Raw genomic sequence first — 17,138 nt, 5'->3', positions numbered from 1 at the left:
TGAAATCCGTGTAATCCGTGCCTAAATGATTATATAAGAATACATAAATCGCTAATAAGGGATCCGATCCGACAGAATCTTTTCCGTATACCAAGGATCGTTAATCTCTTTCAACATAGCTCCCATTTCACCGCAAAGTTTTGCCACAATCTCCTTATTTTCTTCCAAAGGCAAGTTATGCAGCTGATATGGATCTTTTACATCATCGAATAAGAGGCTTTTCTTCAATTGCTTCGTATCACGGTCGATATATAAAGCCAATGTATATTGAGCTGTCTTGATACCTCTTGAAGAAGGGAAGTAAGTCTGCACCAATCCATTTTCATCTTTATCACCGTCTACATTCTGAATATACAGTGCACCTGTAGGGCGAACAATTTCAGCCTTTTCATCGAAGAAAAGAGGAGCAAAATTACGTCCCTGCACTTCTGCCGGAATAGAATCACCCAGCCCGCATAAGCCAAGCACCGTAGGCATAATATCAGGAGCAGAGAGCAATAAATCATCTACCCGCGGCTGAATCTTACCGGGAAAACGAACCAGAAACGGAATATTCATGGATTCAGAATAAGGGGAATTCTTCGGATCATCAGTGCGCTGGCTACACATCGTCTCGCCATGGTCGGAAGCAAAAATTACGACTGTATTCTTATCCAATCCCAGCTCTTTCAATGTCGTCAAAATCTGTCCGAAAGCACGGTCTACTCCGGTTACGGAAGCGAAATAATAACGTGCGGACTCCGCTTTCTTCATCTTCAAATCGACATTCGGGCGAATCAGCAGACTATCCAGAGGCTGATCTTTATAAAGATTGAAATCCTGCTCTTCACAGTCATTCAAAGAACGATACGGGCTATGGGGAGGATTCATACCCACCATTATAAAGAAAGGTTTCTTGGTATCACGCACGTTACCGTCATTTTTCAGATAAGAAATGACTTTGCCTGATTCATGCAAAGGTGACCATTCCTTCGGATCATGTCTCTTACCATCCGTATCCCAGTAATGCGGATTCTTGTGTTCATCAAATGTTCCGTAAGAATACCAGTAGTTAAAACCGTGCCGGCGTTCTTTCGGTGTATAAGCATCCCATGCCGGACGTTTTTCCTCCACATACTGTCCCGGATGTTCGGGATCGTTCGGAGTTGGGAAGTCAGCATGAAGTTTGCCAAAATAAGCACAGTCATAGCCTGCTTTGCTGAATACATCGCCGATACATTCCGCATCCTCGCGCAAGGAACTGATCGGACGTGTAGAGTTGCAATTCAATGGTACACCACTTTTGTTCGGATACATACCGGTCAGTAACATTCCACGATGGGGGCTGCTCAACGGACAGTTACTCTGCGCAGACGACAAGACCATAGATTCACGTGCAAAGGCATCCAGATTAGGAGTATGCACGGGGTCTCCTTCAAAGTTTACTTTATCCCGGAATCCGTTCTGGCTCCAGAAGCCCATCGCCTGGTTACGGTATTGATCGGGAAATACATAGATTATATTAGGATGCTCCGCTTGTTGGGACACTTGTTTCGGAGCCTTGCAACCTTGTGCGGCAAACAGCGTCAATCCTCCTACAAGAAGGTTAATAGGTTTATTCATGATAGTTTATGATAAATGATTAAAACAGGTAAATGACAAACGGTCAATAGAGAGTTATAAACAATAAGTAGCGAATGATAAACGGTAAACATTTTCCGTCAGAATCCGCCAAGCATTCACCGTTCACTGTTTACCGTTCATTGTCTATTTCTTATTTCTTTTCCAAATCTCTTTTACGCATCAGTCCTTCCAGGAAGTAATAGTCAGCATAGTTCAAAGGAACGTCAATTTCCTGACCGTGAGGAATACTGCCAACGGAGTGCATCAGGATAAAGTTGCCGTTTGTTCCGACCTTTGCACGATAAGCAGGTGAGCCTAAACTTTCCATTATCTTATCAGCAGTTTCCTTGTAGTGGTTGCCCGGCAGGTAGCCATCCAGTTCGTAAAGGGCAGAGGCCGTACAAGCTGCTGCAGAAGCATCGCGAGGTTCGTTCGGAATATTCGGAGCATCATAATCCCAATATGGCACGAGGTCTTCCGGCAAGTTCTTATTATTAAAGATGAAGTTATAGACCTTTTGTGCCTGGTCGAGATATTTCTTATCTTTGGTATAGCGATAACAGGTAGTATATCCATACAAAGCCCATGCTTGTCCGCGAGCCCAAGCCGATTCGTCGGCATATCCCTGTGCAGTTTGTCTCTTACGCACTTCTCCTGTCTCTGGGTCGTAATCTACCACATGGTAGCAGCTGTTGTCCGGACGGAAATGGTGAGCCATTGTTGTATCAGCATGTTTCACTGCAATATTATAGAAAGTAGAATCCCCGGAAAGGGCTGTTGCTTCAAATAAGAGTTCGAGATTCATCATATTATCAATAATCACCGGACATTTCCATCCCCGTGTTCCTTGCCAACCTTTATCGGCATCCCATGACTGGATAACGCCTGCATTCGGACGAAAACGAGTGGACAATGATCTGGCAGCTTCTATAATGACGTCTTTATACTCTTTCTTATCTGCCATGCGATAGCCGTTCAAATAACTGCAACCGATCATGAACCCTACATCATGATGCCATTTCAAATATTTCACTGAATCAAGAGCCTCTGTGTATTTCTCTGCCAGCGGCAACCATTTCTTATCACCCGTCAGATTATAAGTCAACCATATACTACCGGGAAAGAAACCTGAGCACCAGTCTTCCATAGGTATGTAAGAAATACTCCCATCTTCGTTGATTGTTCTCGGATTCAAGATTTTACCGGACTTCTCAATAATGTCCGTCTGGATTGTGTTCTGTGCCACAGCGTTGTCGATGTTGTCCTGAATAAAGTCTACTTCAACCTTTTTTTGTCCACCGCAACTCGTAAAGATCAATAGGGAAAGTCCTAATGCGCTAAGAATTGTTTTCATAATACAGGGATTATTTGTTAAGTGATTAATTTTCCTGATGGCAAAAGTAGTGCATTTAAATAGAATTGACCGACCTAAATAATCCAAATGAAAGACAATTTTGGTACATTTCAGCCTAAAAGACATACTTGTACTGATAATCCAAAAGGGTTAACCCGATAAAGGACCTATAAAACTACTAATACTTAGATCTTCAATATTAATCAAATTCCCCATCGATAATTAGGTTTATCTCCCATAATAAGTATAAGCTCTCCTCCTCTCAATAGTTCTGAAGCTTGAAAATAAAAAGTATTCAATTTCTTTCCATTCAAAACCGCACTCTGAATATATTTATTTTTTCTTGAAACATTCTTTGCTTCAATAACAAAACTATCACCACGACCATAAAGACGGCCAAGATTGATAACAACCTTCTCAAAAAGAGGACTAGCTATCTCATATATAGGATTGACTCTACATCCTCCATCAGTTTGAAACAATCCTAATGCAGCCATCACAAACCAAGCACTCATCTGCCCTTGATCTTCATCACCAAGATAAGCATTAGCTACACCATTACCATAATATCTATCCATAATTGAATGTGACCATTTTTGAGTTAACCAGGGTTTCTTTGCCCAATTAAACAAAAATGCAAAATGCATGGATTGCTGATTACCTTGCACAACAGGATAATCCCAATATTGGTCATTAGGAGCATTGTATCGCCATTGCTTACTAACCTCAAATCCCCAATTAAGACGTTCCACAAAGTTTTTCTCACCTATTGTTTCTATAAGAGCAGGCACATCCTGTGGCACAAAAAAAGTAAGTTGCCAAGAGTTGCCTTCCACATAATGTTGATTACGTCCTGTAAGAAAAGGATCAAAATTTGAAACAAATTTTCCGTCTACTCCTCGCATATGGGCATAGCCAGTTTTAGGATTCATTGCATTCTTCCACCAATATCCTCGCTTATTAAAAACTTCATAATCATGAGATTTACCAAGTGCTTTTGCCATTTGACCAACAGTCCAATCATCATAAGAATATTCCAACGAGTTAGAGAATCGCCCTTTCTCAAAAGGCACATATTGATATTTCAAATATTCAACAAGATTGCGATTGCCAGCAAATCCACCCCCTATACGTACAGCAGGAGTCGTTTGCATTTTCTTCATAGCTGCAAAAGCTTTCTCCGAATCAAAATCTCTAATTCCCATCTGGTATGCAGATACTATCAAAGGAATCTCATGTTCAGCTACCATTACCGGTATATATTCCATGCCCGCCGGACCTTTGGCAAGCCATCCATTTGAATCATACATTGCCAGTTGTGAGTTTACCCATTTAGATGACCACTCAGGAGTAACCAAATTCCAAAACTGATTTAAATTCCAGAATGTATTCCAAAATGCATCGCATCCTAAAGCCAAATGATCCGGATTGGACAACTTATGTACTTTCTCATCAGCCGATACCCATTCTCCATTTACATCACTAAATAAGTTACGGCAAAGCGCACGATACATGTTAGAATAAAACCGGATCTTTTCTAATCTATCATTAGTAGAAATAACTACTCTGTTAAGAAAACTATTCCATACCTCTCTCTGATATTTTACCACAGCTTCAAAATCCCAGCCGAAACGCTCTGAAATCTCTTTATTCAAGTTTTCAGAAGCATTACCTACACTAACATACGATAAACCTGTGCGAACTTGAACTATGGGATGTTTTCTCGTGTCAAACTCCACAAATAGCCCTGCATCACTAAGCTCTTCTCCCGAAATATGAGAAGTATCAAGAATCTCATCATTCTTCCATCCTCCAACCTTTTTTATCGGAGTATCGAACTCTATAACGAAGTTAACTACATATTCCTGTTCAGCATCCTTACCCCATATACGAGAGGATATTTGCCGGCAATGTCCTTCAATACGGTTATCACTAACTTTATTAACATCAACATCAAACAACTTATAATCATATTCCGCCTGAATATGCAAATCAATCATCACACGCCCATCCTTATTCTGCGGAAAACTATACCGCTGAAAACTTGCACGCTCTGTGGCAGTTGCCTCCACTTCAATCTGTGTGTCAGTTAAAAAGGCCTTATAATAACCTAATGGCGCTTCTTCTGTTCGTTTCTCAATTCGAGAACGGTAGCCTTCATCAGGAGAAAACTGATCACCTACTCTTGTATAAAGTTTACCATTCGTCGGCATCATTCCCAATCCAGCCATAGTCCATTCATGTATATGACTAAAACAACCTACTGTCTCAAACGTTGGCTGATAACCAGCCTGCCAACCTCTATTTTGATTATCAGGACTTAATTTAACCATACTAAATGGCATCCAAGGCCCTGGAGCGATCATCCAACGAGAATGTGCAGTCCCCATTTTCGTATCAACATAATCGGCTAAAGTCTGTTCCTTTTGTGGAGACCGTAAAACAGTAGCACTCTCCAACAATTTACCATCAGCAAATATTTGATACTTGCTCTTTACCATTTTCTTTACTGCAGGCATAGGCGCCTCAAACATATAACGAGCAGTATCAAGTTTAGAGGAGAAAATACGTTTTCCGTCCAGTTCAACTGTTAAATCTGGATTTCCCGAAAGATGTTCTACATCAATCAAGAGAGGCTGCACCATGGAATCACCGTGTTTTATCTCATACTTAGCAGGAGATACATTACGAAGAAACACCGAACTATGTGTATTCTTTAGCTTAATACTATGCGGACCTTCAAGCCTGACTTGATCAAACGCAATCCAACCGCCTTCTAAAACAGAGATCGTAACAATATTACCCCCGATCTTTAAATCAGAAGCGGCAATAGGTATTTCCAACACCTGTTCCTTCGCCTCATCAACAACTCCGTCAAGCACCTTTTCTGATTTCCCTTTTATTTCAAACTTTTTTTCAACAGAATTGACCAAGACCTTGACCAAAGAACGCTTTGGATCAGCATCCAACAGATCAATAACCAATCTACATTCCCCATGTTCTGTTATTCTGTCCAAACCAAATAAAATATTCGTGCTATGAGTACGCCAGCCGGAAGTGCGCCATGTGCCACCCCATACGTCATTCGGCCCTGGCAATACATATGGAAAGTCCTTGTCGTCTTTTGAGTTGCCAATTAAGAAGTACCTATCTTCATAACCAAAATCTTTTGCCAGAAAATCCTTATAACTAGAAGGACCAAGAGCCAATTCAGAAGCAGAGTTGTCAGCCTTACCTATTTGCCAGATAATATTAGCGGCATTTGTATTTAGCACACATAAAGCTGCTACAATATAAGATACAACATATGTTTTTCCCATAATCTAAAACATAAAACAGGGATGTTTCCAACATAGAAAACATCCCTATACAATAAGCCTAATTAAAATAATTCAAACTCATTAATTCGAAGAACATCTCCATCAGCATTCTGCATCGGCCGAGTTATCATCAGACGGACATATCGTACCTTAGCTGGTGACTTCATTGTGCGTTGCACAATATTCTGACGATTATCATCAAAGTTATCAAGCGGCTGCCATTCCTCATCAAGACTATTGCGTCCCAACAAGAAACATGCAGAAGTAACATAACCTTTATCTTCGCGACCGGCATTCACTAACTTCCAGCCTGTAAGTGATTTACTCTCACCTAAGTCAAAATCTGCATAATTAAAATGTTTTCCGACATCACACCATTTTGTATTATAATTACCATCAATAATCTGATGAGGTTTTTCACGTTCATTATAAGAACCGGAGAATCCAATGACTTTCGCCCCCTTTAGAAGATTATCATACTTAATATCCCCATCATTCAAATGAACAGTATTCTCTTTGATAGCTGTATTAAAGTGAGTAGATGCAACTTTTACCGGTTCTATCAATTCATTAACCAATGTAGCTGCAAAAAGAACAACCTTTTCATTATTAGGCAATATAATACTACGGGCACCTTTCGGTATATCAATACTGACCTTAAACATATAAGTAAAGTTATATGGTTCATCATCTGTAGACGAATGGCGATGCGTTCCTACGAATGCAACATTTACCTTTTTCAAATAACCTTTAGTATGTCCCGTATGCCCCCATTGTCCAATAAAGCCAGTGTATGAAGGAATATATACTTTACTCTCAATATGACCACTTCTAAACGGAACCATATAATCTCCATCAGTAGCGGCAGCCAAAACATACAGTTTGTTATATGTTTCTCCTTGAGGTAAATATAACGTATCCCCTTTACAAGACATTCCATTGGCAATATCTTTCTCACCTAACTTAAAAGGAATTTGATCAACGTTCAGTTCTGACGGCCACAATTCTGCTGCATATGAATAACCTGCATCAAAATCACCCTCTGCACGGAACTCATTGAAAGATGAGCACTTTTGATCATACTTCAAAGGCAGACTGGCATATTGCAACTCAAAGCGCTTCAAGCCAAATGTTTTGAGACGAACTTTGAAAGTCTTGATAGAAAATGGTTTTATACTGAAGGACAACGAGTTATTACTAAACTGTGCTTGTGCTATTTTCTTTTCAGTACCATCGGCCTCACATGCTTCTACGATATTACCTGCAAAAACAATAGTAGCCTTTTGTTCCTTTTCACCACCAATTTCATAAACACGCACTACATATTCATCCGAATTTTCCGCTTTCTTTATAGCTTTAATAATAACATTATTATTGCTTGAAGATGCAAAGGAGAATTCTTTACCTAAAGTTCCTTGATGTTTTTCTGTCGAGAAAGCCTTCAACTTCTGATTTAGTAAATCAGACTTACGTACCGCTTCTGGCCTTTCCAACTTTCCGGAGTGTCCCACCAGACTATAAGTAAATGTATGATAACCTAGATCTTGTTTATTCTGATATATATAACGTTTATTGGTCCCTGGAGTATTGAGAAGGGTCAGACGAATCGTATTGTCATCAGGCTTATCCCAACCATACTTACAGTCATTTAAAACCGTAACACCATAACTGTTATCCCTATCAGTCAGATCAGTCCATTGATGAGCATAAACTTCATATGCAGTAGTCGTATTATTGCCTCTTTCAATAGAGCCCAGTCCGAGATCATACGTCGCATTCTGATTAGTAACATTCAATGGAAATTCCGCCTTCAGCAACGAGTTGGTGGATTTCCAATCCACCTCATTATAAAAATCAATGCGATCTGCGCGGCTTCCCTCATACATACGAATATACTGCTTGAAATTCGACTCTCCATAACGCTTCTCAACACAAATAGATTTACGTAGAATACCGTTCTCCAACACTGTTATTTTAACATCATCGGTAATAGATTGAGGAATAGTGTCAATGATTGTTTTCTTTATTTCCCAAGCAGGCCAAACATATGATTTATTATCAGTAAATAGAGCTAAGCGAATAGCTTTCCCTTCTTTAACCAACTCTTTATTATTCTTCTTATCAAACAAAGAGACTACATCGCCATTCTGATCAAGAGACAACTTATATATTGAGTTCTCCAATACAGATGCATCAGAAGAGATAACAGAATGCTTTGAAGAACCTGAAATACGTACATCATACACCGCATATCCAACAGCAGGAACTGTTGCTTCCAACAACAACTTAGCCTTACCATCAGTATAGCTTAAAAGTTGAGCCGGAACTTTCTTACCATCAGCATTATATACCGAGACGTCTTTAGGAGCCTTAGAAGTCTCTATTTCGACCTCTGCAAGATCAGTAACATCATATCCCAAAGAATTGTAGATCACTACAGGCATACCTTTAGTCTTCGTATTCATCTGGCGAACAACCGCATCCACTGATGATGTAAGAATTCCAGAGAGCTGTTGAAGCGATATTAGTTCATCATTCCATGAGAACTCATAAGCGCGAGGTATACTAGTACCAGTTAAATCATCATGAAATTGATGAAGAATAAAGCGACGCCAAATTTCAGTAAAAGCATCTCCCGGGTAACAAGCCTGGTTTAACCAATCCGCCACAACAGACGAACGCTCCGCAGCATCAGCTAATAGTTCATTCTGACGATTATACAATTTCATCGCAGCTTGAGAAGTGTAGCAACCGGTGCCATGTACGTCCATCAGTAACTCACCATTATATTGTGGAAGTTCAGGATGGTTTCCGTATGGTTGGAAGTCCTTATATAATTGATCGCTAGTGGCACTAATAATCTCAACCGGGCCATTGCCTTTAACTCCCTTCTCCACAGCACGAACAGACTCCAATGTAGGAGAGCCACCAATATCACCTGTACCATAATAACGATAAGCGATGTTCAATGGAGATTGAGATGTAAACTTAAGCAGGTCTTTATTATTAGACAAGTCTTCCTCTTTCCACCGCTTATTATAATCTTCCCCATGTGCCATCATTATAGTAGAACCATCTACACCTGTCCATAGCCCTATTGTAAACGGATACTTACTCTTTCCATAGAAAGGATTAGTACGCCATTTTAGTTTCTGGGATGAAAATCCGATAAGTCCACAATGTGAAGCTATCGTTGGCAATGTCCAACCGAATCCGAAACAATCAGGCAAAAATATATCAGTACTTTCAACTCCAAACTCCTTGCGATAATAATCCTGTCCAAGCATAATATTGCGTAAGGAAGATTCGATCGATGGAACCAACACGTCTGTTGCATCCCAGCTCGCACCGCTTACATGCCAGCGCCCAGTTTTAATATATTTCTTCACCTCTTCATACTGGATAGGAAAATACTCCTTCATCCATGCATATTTAGCACCACCTTCAAAGTTGAATACATAATTAGGATATTGTTTAAGAAGCATCAGATTCTGATTTATTGTATTCCATACATACTCCTTAATCGTAGTCTGTATATCCCAATTCCATTGAGTATCCAAATGTGCATTCGATACAATATATGCTTTTGGTTTCTCCGGTGAAGCAACATTTTGAGCATAAACACTGCCAGATAGCAAAAATACAGAGGCTACCAATGCGATGTTTTTTCTCATTCTTTTAGTTTTTATTTTGCTCATAACAAACATTCTATGATTAATACAAATCTGTATTATTTATTGGTTTCATGTCCCCAAAGAGTCGGTTCATTACCTTTCGATTTGCGCCAAGCATCACGCCAGCGGTGCATATCTTTATAATTTATAAATGGTTTCAATGCTCTTTGTTCTTTTGTAGGAGCTGCCGGCAAAGCAACTGCTGAATCCTGATACCAATATGCTACGGAAGCCAAATCTAAAGTAAGGTTATTATTAGACCCATGCTCTATCGTTCCTTTCACACTGCTCTCAAAGAAAATAGGATCAGAAATAAAGAAGCGGTATACATGAGTACGTCCTAACCATCCGTGATCATCATTAACACGAGGAGCTCCAAAATATGGAAATGAGAACTTCTCTTTAGGACACCATGATGTATTAAAGAAATCTTCGGTACCAGTACCAATAAGTGAAGGTAGTTCTTCACCATCAATGAACCACATATCATCCCCTTCTCCATACCACATAGGAGTCGGACAATGAATATAATAGTTTATACCTACAAAATGGCCTTTACCCTTTGTTTCAATAAAAACATAATTACGTTCTCCTGTTGAGTTTGGATGTTGCTTCCCCGTAAGTCCCCATTCAGTTTCCCCTTCCGGTAAGGCTTCTGTAAGGTTGTGATTATACCATGCATGGAACCGCCCCATATCCTTAGGAAGTTTTTTCATTTCAAAATAGTCTACATAAAAATAGAAAGCCTTAATGGTCTTCCCGCTTTGGTTCTCAATCTCAATGCGTGCGCCTTTCTCAAAAGGCATTGCAAAATAAGAAGTAAGACCTGTACCTTCTTTGGGTCCGGCAGCAAGAGGCATAGAACTATAATTATAAGATTCATTCCATCCCTGCCCGAAAAAAGGACCGATCGGAGATTCTACAGATGGATAATCATTACCATCCCAGTACATACGAATAATAATATCATTACGACTTAGCTGATCAGGTGTAGGAGACATAGTAATCCAAATATGATTAATTACTCCAGTTCCTTTTATTTCAGCGATGGTTCTTTTCTCACCAGACTTAAACGGCTCCAAATGGTCACGATTCCCTCCAGTCGGGTCAGTGCTTGAAATTCGCTTGTTTTTAATTCCAGATTTCATCTGAGCCAGATTGAATAGATCATTGTCTAAACCAGTCTGTGCCAAAACAGATGAATACACATTTCCTAAAAGGATAAATAAAAATAAGAATGAAATTTTCTTCATACAACAATCAAGTTTTTAATTTATAATTTACAATATAATATTCACTTTTTAAAAAGCACAGTTTTCATGAGAAATACATTATACGGTTTCCACATTGACATTAAAAAGTAAAGTTCATCACCATAAGAAGACAATGGATGAAAAAAGGAACCATATAATTGAGGATACTCTTTTGAATCAACCAATTTATACGGTTCACTCCAAGGACCTGTTATATCATCAGCCATACGAAGAGTGATATCATATCGGGCTAAAGCAAAATATGCTATAATCCATTTTTTATACTTATAGTTATAAATAAATGATAGTTCACCGACTTTGTCATCAATTATCACAGTTGCGCGTTTCTCATCACCGCGTACCCATTTATTTATTGTTCCATCCCAGTATTCATAACGTTCCTGCCGTTCAATATCACGCTCTCGAAAACGGGCTAGACGTGCGGGAGTATCACGACCTGCTTCCGTTCCAATCATATAGACATATCCATCTTTTTTAAAATAGCCTATCTGACCAAAATAGCTATCCGATGAAAACTTAACATTAGCACACGGCTCCCAACTCATTCCAGAGTCAACAGAACGATACAGAGCCGAATAGTTAGTATCCCAATTACGCCAGTTCCGCATATTAAAGTAATGAACATAATCTATCCCACCAGCACGAATTGCCGCTGTTGGAATAGATGTCCAATCTCCCTTTCCCGACTTATCTTTCCCACCTGGAATAATCTCACGAGCTTCACCTTTATTATCTGTTACTACACCTGAAAATGATAATCCATCATTCAAATAGGTGTCTGTTGAAAAAGCAAGGAAATTACATCTCCATTCGCCAGCTGCATCATTAGGTTTAGGACCGAAAGGTTTAAAATTTCTGCCATAACTATCACCAAAAAATATTCCGTATTTACCGGGCGCCTGCTCCCAAATGATTCCAAGATCAGTTCCTCCAATATTCCATTGCTGAACTGTCGAATTTGGCGACATAAACTCTTCTTCTGGCAAAGGCATTCCTGTTAATCGAGCGATACAGGTCACTTTCCCAACAGCTGTACTAGACATATCCATCTTTTGTCCATACAATATCATGTATGGACAAAAAGACAAATATAAAGACAACAGAATATTTAACCTATTCATTTTATTCTACCATAGTTACCTTCGGTCCCAAATATGACTGCTTCATTCCTCCAAAATCCAGTACTACCTTTTGGATAATCATACCCGGATCAGCACAAATCAGTTTAAAGGTATGTTTTCCTGGTTTTCCAACATGCATGTTCACCATAGCAATATCACTGTTACGGAAAACATTACGATGCCATTCACCGGAGTATTCCTTAGAGGAAACCGTCACCCAATGAACCAAGCCATCATCAATCATAACACCATAACGAGTATCATGCTTCGGATCTATAGGAAACAGAGGAAGAGCGTATATATAAGCCACTACATTACCACCATTAAACGAGTAGAAATCATATTGAGCCTGAGAAACCTTATGAGTATTCCACATGCTTTGAGTTTCCTGAGTAGCCTCACCCAACTGTACACATTCATTTTCATATCCCAGTCCCATAACCGTACGCACTTTTATTCCATTAGCTTCTTGCTTATGATGGAACTTTCCTGCATTAATTGACACACATCCATTATCTTCCACATAAAGCCCTTTAAGCTCTGTTACTGATGGACTCTTCGGATTGAACACCGGCAGGATTACTTTCTCTACCTTATTTTGTGTTCTAAATTCAATTTCAGCAATAAGATTATCTCCTGTAGGAACCTTATTCCAATCAACAGATATATTAATACGATCCTGCAATAATGTAGTCCCAGCCTTCTTACTAAGTTTTATCCATGGTACGTTTGTTGTTGCTTCCCACGTAAATGCTTTATCTCCCCTATTATAAAGTTCAACAAATAAATGTTTCTTGATAAACGGATTTGCCGTTGGCAATACATTAGCGGCACCAAGGCCAAAAGTACAATCTTTACCAGGTATAAATATCTGCATATCTTCACCTGACTTCGGATGGTATTTTTCTACCGGAGGCATATTCTGATATTTACCTTTCCAGCCCGGAGAAACTGTAATCATATGATTCCACTTTCCGTCAAGCATCGTATTATACTCTTTTGTATAATAATTGAGGCTATCATGAAAAGCTTTCGTCTTATCGCCATAAAGATTCGTAGCAGCACGATTCTGACGAGCATACCAACGATTCTTTTGGGCAGTCAACATTTTCTTATTCATTAATGCTGCTCCTTTTACTTGATAATGGACAAGTTCATAAAAAGGTGCTTTCAGCTCCACAGGAAGAGATTTCCATATTTTCTCACTTTTATCTGAGATACGATCATATTCGTTCATACGATCTTCTGCTTCATTATAATTAATCAAAGAAAAATCGGTATCTATAACTCTTTCCATGTGTTGATAGTTATTCCAAAGATACCCCCATCCCATAGACTCTGGTTTATGCTGAAAACCCAATAGGAAATAAGTATCAAGAATATCCTTCAAATCGTCTCTATACTTCTCACCAAAAATCGAAGTTAGATAATCTGTATTAAAATCATAAGAATTTTCGAAATTAAAAGAATCAACATCCCATGCCATATCAAAGAAGTATTTCAGTGCAAGCTCTCCCGGTTTGATATCTCCAACATTCAACAACCAATAACGATCAGCACCTGTATCATAGGCTTTACGCATTTCCTCAAAGATTAAGGTATTAGGAGTTGTATTAATCCACAAATAATCGTGAGGAGCACCGCAATAGGAGATATGATAGTAAACGCCTGCCCCTCCTTTTCGCGCACGTTCTTCTTTATTGCTTAATCTCTTTATATAACCGAAATTATCATCCGGCCATACCAAGGTCACATCTTCCGGGACTTTTAATCCTTTTTCATATATATCCAACACCTCCTTATAGGGCATAAATAATTGAGGAATAGAATCAATAGGCTTATCAATATGTTTTGCCAGAATATTACGTTGATCAGTAAGTACCTCCTCAATAAGTGAAACCTCCCTATCTTTAGGTACACCGACAAGACCGGAATCGTGAATTCCACGCATAGCAAGAGTGTAAAAATTTTCATAAGGTCCATTCTCTGAAATTCGTTTATCTAAGACCTTATTAATCATCCCCTTATTAGTCATATAGTTCCAATCCCCCATTGTCTTCTTATCCCACTCTGTCACATTATTAAACAACAATGGTTCACAATGAGCAGAAGTCATAACAATCGCATAATTATCTGCAACAATCTTATTTTCAGGATACTTATTGAATGCTCCTGAACTAGGGTGCATTGCCGGAGATAACATATTACCTTTCATTCGGAGAATGAGCTCACAGACTTTAGCATACGTCTTTGGACCTATATCACCAAGTTCTGGATCATAGGTTTTCTTTGCCCACGGAGTAATGCCCCATCCTTCATCATTAATAAATAATCCCCTATACTTCACACTTGGAGCCTTTGATATGTATTCCGAAGTCTGCAAGAATAAAGACTTGGATTTTTTAACAGGTATATCAGACCACCAATATAATGGAGAGACACCCATTGCCTCAGAAATCGCAAACACACCGTATGCAGTACCTCTACGATCACAACCTGCTATCACTAATGCACGGTCAATATTCGCTTCTGGTTTCTCAAGTACTTTAACCACATATTGCTCCCAACCATTTTTGATATCCTTCACATCAATCAGCCCTCTTTGGACAAAACCATCAATAGTTGCGTTTTTACCTAAAGTACCAATAATAATTACATTTTTACCTTTAACAGACTTGGATATATTAACTTTTCCTTTCCTACCTGTAACAAGGTGAATATCATCTGCAAATATGTTAGCCACTCGCTTTACGACCTCATGATCAGCATTTGAAACAAAAATATTACTAACCTTTCCATTGGTGCACAAAGGAAAATCTACTCCATCGGTAACCTTATCACAGACCTTTATCTGTGCATTTGCAATAGCAATACAAAAAATAAAAACAAATAGAAATACCTTTCTCATACAGTTTATTTACTTATTAAATAGTCATGAATCCACTTGAAAAAGTGTTTTAAGCTACACATCAGTCTAATTATCATCTCAGAATAAAATAAAATGTAGAGCCTCACTTTTCCAAGTGGATTATTTAATTAATTATATCCGGGGTTCTGTTCAAGAATAGCGTCAGTATTCGCCTCTATAGCAGATTGCGGAATAGGCCAAATATTATAATGTTTCTGCATTCCTACACCATCACCATTCGTCTTAGGATCCGCATAATATGGATTACATTTCATAACCCTATCATAAAGCGTCTGTGTTCGCATCAATGTAAGGCGACGCTTTTCTTCAATACCAAGCTCACGCATACGCTCATCAAGAATATAATCCATATCAATTTCTGATTCATCTGCCGATTTTGCATGCGCCCTATCTCTAACTTCATTTATATCTTTTGCTGCCAGATCTTTTTTATCCAAATTCATATATCCCTCAGCCCTCAACAAGTAAGTTTCAGCAAGACGGAACATATATTGGTCTGTATAAGTAACCCCCGCGTCGCCTTTCAAAGAGAGATTAGCTTTATTGGAATATAAGGCATCCGGATGATTACCAGGAGTAGTACATTTAGACTGATACGCATATAGATAACGTCCAGGAATAGTTGTGCTATTTCCTTGGCCAACGATGACCTCCACTCCTTCCGGCAAATGATCAACATCAAGTTCTGTTATCCCTAAATTAATAACCTCACTTCTGTGAACCGGAAACTTACGTACAAAATTATGATTTGCATTTCTCATATCGCCGTCAAAATCATCTTCCCAAACAGTATTAGAGAAATATTTAGTGGATATACCCCAACCGATACCACGACCTCCCGTGTAATCAGAAACAGGCCAATTGAACGGGGTATATGTTTTTCCATTCTTCTTAATTCGTACATCACGAACCATAGGAGCAATATTTCTCTCTAATCTATAGTTAAATTTCTCTTGCAATTTAGTAGAGCTACTACCCCCACCCGGAGTATCTATCTCAAACTGAATAACCCAAATTCCTTCAGTATTTCCAGCACCTCTATTTTGATTATTTCTACGAAACAAATCCCAATAAACATCTTTATCTGCTTCTGACTTTCTAGAGCCGAAACGATCTTTCATTAATCCCAATGCAGGATTCTCAATCACTAAAGTAGCAGCATCAACAGCATCCTGATCTCTACCAAGCGCAAGATAAAGTTCTGAAAGAAGATGATAAGCTGCTGGAGAAGAAACTTCACCATCTCTTACTTGAGTAATATCCGGTAACTTTTCAGCAGCAAATTTCACATCTTGCATAGCTTGTGTTAAGGTCTCTTCACGGGTAGAACGCACATAATCAGTCTTTGCCTGTTTGACTTCATGGAGTTCAAGAGGTACTCCACCATATAAATATCCTAAAGTTCTATAACCAAAACCACGGAAAAAACGAGCCTTAGCTTCAAACAAGGTCTTCTTGTCCTCAGGTAATGAAGATATCTCAAGCCTATCAATAATAGTATTCGCCCCAGCAATCATTTTATAAATTAAATTCCAATGAACACTAGGACTTACCGCTGTGGGATGATAAGCTCCAAGCATATTACTATGCCGGATTTGCGTACCAGGTTCTCCATCAAAAATCAGATCCGTTCCATATAAATAATCAAATGGGCGCCATTCATCATAACCATACATATCTTCCCGCACCAAACTATATAAATCATTTACAGACATATCAAAATCTGCTTCAGTCTCATAAGAGTTTTCAGCACTCATGAAGTCTTCGGGAACTTCTCGTAAGAATTTGCTCTCATTACAACCGAACAATATTCCACTTAACACACAACATAAAGCTATATATTTTTTCATAATTGTACTTCTAA

At 38.9% G+C, this 17,138-nt stretch carries 8 protein-coding genes; all 8 read right to left on the bottom strand.

Features of this window, described 5'->3' with window-relative positions; all coding sequences use genetic code 11:
• Nucleotides 1-51: 51 nt before the first annotated feature.
• The 8 genes from AB3G73_RS18525 to AB3G73_RS18490 all read right to left on the bottom strand — a co-directional run bounded on the left by AB3G73_RS18525 (nucleotide 52) and on the right by AB3G73_RS18490 (nucleotide 17,124).
• Nucleotides 52-1,602, bottom strand: coding sequence for a sulfatase (locus tag AB3G73_RS18525; RefSeq protein ID WP_217723362.1), 1,551 nt, complete (start codon nucleotides 1,600-1,602; stop codon nucleotides 52-54).
• 151 nt (nucleotides 1,603-1,753) lie between these two features.
• On the bottom strand, nucleotides 1,754-2,956 hold the full coding sequence (locus AB3G73_RS18520) for a glycoside hydrolase family 88 protein (RefSeq protein WP_148364223.1): 1,203 nt from the start codon (nucleotides 2,954-2,956) through the stop codon (nucleotides 1,754-1,756).
• 203 nt (nucleotides 2,957-3,159) lie between these two features.
• Entirely contained in the window at nucleotides 3,160-6,276 is a 3,117-nt protein-coding gene (locus AB3G73_RS18515) for a GH92 family glycosyl hydrolase (protein ID WP_367745348.1), read from the bottom strand.
• Between the two features lie 62 nt (nucleotides 6,277-6,338).
• Nucleotides 6,339-9,950 (bottom strand): glycoside hydrolase family 38 C-terminal domain-containing protein, encoded by a 3,612-nt coding sequence (locus tag AB3G73_RS18510; protein ID WP_367745347.1) that lies wholly within the window; start codon nucleotides 9,948-9,950, stop codon nucleotides 6,339-6,341.
• Between the two features lie 56 nt (nucleotides 9,951-10,006).
• On the bottom strand, nucleotides 10,007-11,203 hold the full coding sequence (locus AB3G73_RS18505; protein WP_367745346.1) for a glycoside hydrolase family 172 protein: 1,197 nt from the start codon (nucleotides 11,201-11,203) through the stop codon (nucleotides 10,007-10,009).
• Between the two features lie 41 nt (nucleotides 11,204-11,244).
• Nucleotides 11,245-12,345 carry a DUF4185 domain-containing protein gene (locus AB3G73_RS18500; protein ID WP_367745345.1) on the bottom strand — a complete coding sequence of 367 codons (1,101 nt, stop codon included), beginning with the start codon at nucleotides 12,343-12,345 and terminating at the stop codon, nucleotides 11,245-11,247.
• 1 nt (nucleotide 12,346) lies between these two features.
• Nucleotides 12,347-15,253 (bottom strand): glycosyl hydrolase 115 family protein, encoded by a 2,907-nt coding sequence (locus AB3G73_RS18495; RefSeq protein WP_367745344.1) that lies wholly within the window; start codon nucleotides 15,251-15,253, stop codon nucleotides 12,347-12,349.
• 128 nt (nucleotides 15,254-15,381) lie between these two features.
• Nucleotides 15,382-17,124: a RagB/SusD family nutrient uptake outer membrane protein gene (locus tag AB3G73_RS18490; RefSeq protein WP_367745343.1), complete on the bottom strand. Its 1,743-nt coding sequence runs from the start codon at nucleotides 17,122-17,124 to the stop codon at nucleotides 15,382-15,384.
• Between the last annotated feature and the right edge of the window lie 14 nt (nucleotides 17,125-17,138).

This window comes from Bacteroides sp. L008, assembly GCF_040812255.1.
GTDB classification, from domain to species: Bacteria; Bacteroidota; Bacteroidia; order Bacteroidales; family Bacteroidaceae; genus Bacteroides; species Bacteroides vicugnae.
This window is presented reverse-complemented; position numbering and strand designations above follow the sequence as displayed.

Coding starts and splice junctions, on each gene's coding strand:
- AB3G73_RS18495 (WP_367745344.1), bottom strand. CDS start 15,253: ATGAGAAAGGTATTTCTATTTGTTTTTATTTTTTGTATTGCTATTGCA.
- AB3G73_RS18490 (WP_367745343.1), bottom strand. CDS start 17,124: ATGAAAAAATATATAGCTTTATGTTGTGTGTTAAGTGGAATATTGTTC.
- AB3G73_RS18515 (WP_367745348.1), bottom strand. CDS start 6,276: ATGGGAAAAACATATGTTGTATCTTATATTGTAGCAGCTTTATGTGTG.
- AB3G73_RS18505 (WP_367745346.1), bottom strand. CDS start 11,203: ATGAAGAAAATTTCATTCTTATTTTTATTTATCCTTTTAGGAAATGTG.
- AB3G73_RS18500 (WP_367745345.1), bottom strand. CDS start 12,345: ATGAATAGGTTAAATATTCTGTTGTCTTTATATTTGTCTTTTTGTCCA.
- AB3G73_RS18510 (WP_367745347.1), bottom strand. CDS start 9,950: ATGAGAAAAAACATCGCATTGGTAGCCTCTGTATTTTTGCTATCTGGC.
- AB3G73_RS18525 (WP_217723362.1), bottom strand. CDS start 1,602: ATGAATAAACCTATTAACCTTCTTGTAGGAGGATTGACGCTGTTTGCC.
- AB3G73_RS18520 (WP_148364223.1), bottom strand. CDS start 2,956: ATGAAAACAATTCTTAGCGCATTAGGACTTTCCCTATTGATCTTTACG.